This window comes from Trinickia mobilis (genome assembly GCF_017315705.1).
GTDB lineage: Bacteria > Pseudomonadota > Gammaproteobacteria > Burkholderiales > Burkholderiaceae > Trinickia_A > Trinickia_A mobilis.
On sequence record NZ_JAFLRF010000119.1, the window covers coordinates 1 to 1,171 of the forward strand.

A 1,171-nucleotide genomic window follows, 5' to 3' on the forward strand; every position below is an offset into this window, starting at 1 on the left:
TTGCCGTCCGCGCCGCCGATGTCCTTCACCGCGAACACGCCGGTCAGAAGCGCGCCGACGATACCGCCGATGCCGTGCACGCCGAACGCGTCGAGCGAGTCGTCATAGCCGAGCTTGCCCTTCAGCCACGTTGCCGACCAGAAGCAGATCACCCCTGCCGCAATGCCGATCACGAACGCGCCCGTCACGCCGACGTAGCCCGAAGCCGGCGTGATCGCCACGAGACCCGCCACCGCGCCCGACGCAATGCCCAGCGCCGACGGCTTGCCCTTCGCGATCCACTCCGCAAACATCCAGGCGAGCGCGGCGAGCGCCGTGGCGACTTGCGTCGTCAGCATCGCGAAGCCCGCACGGCCGTCCGCCACCACAGCGGAGCCGGCGTTGAAGCCGAACCAGCCCACCCACAGCATCGCCGCGCCCATCAGCGTCAGCACCAGGTTGTGCGGCGCCATCGCTTCCTTGCCGTAGCCGACACGCTTGCCGAGCACCAGGCAGCACACGAGACCCGCGATGCCGGCATTGATGTGCACGACCGTGCCGCCCGCGAAGTCGAGAATGCCTGCCGTAGCCAGCCACCCCGTCGGTTCCCACACCATGTGCGCGATCGGCGAGTAGACGACGATCGACCACAGCGTCATGAACACCAGCATCGACGAGAACTTCATGCGGTCGGCGAACGCACCGGTGATCAGCGCCGGCGTGATGATCGCGAACGTCATCTGATAGACGAAGTAGACGGTCTCGGGGATGGTCGGCGCGAGGTGGCTCACCGTCAGCGTCGTCGCCTTGTCGCCGTGGATGTAGTTCATGCCGGCGAGGAACACGCGCGAAAAGCCGCCGATGAACGAGTTGCCCGGCGTGAACGCAAGGCTGTAGCCGATCACCGTCCAGACCACCGTCACGACACAGGTGATCGCGAAGCTCTGCATGACGGTCGCGAGCACGTTCTTCTTGCGGACCATGCCGCCGTAGAAGAGCGCGAGCCCCGGGATCGTCATGAACAGCACGAGCGCGGTGGACGTCAGCATCCAGGCGGTGTCGCCCGAATTGATCTTCGAGGAGTCGACCGAGAACGGCGCGGTCGGCGCGGCGGGCGCGGCCGCGGCCGATGCCGCCGATGCGTCAGGCGCGGCTGCGGCGCTGGCCGCCGGGGCGGCCGAAGCGTCCGCCG

General features: G+C 67.8%; 1 protein-coding gene. It reads right to left on the bottom strand.

All coding sequences use genetic code 11. The features are described 5' to 3' along the window. Window positions 1–1,171, bottom strand: a 1,171-nt coding sequence (locus J3489_RS37225; RefSeq protein ID WP_207005775.1) for an ammonium transporter, incomplete at both ends; no start/stop codon positions are given.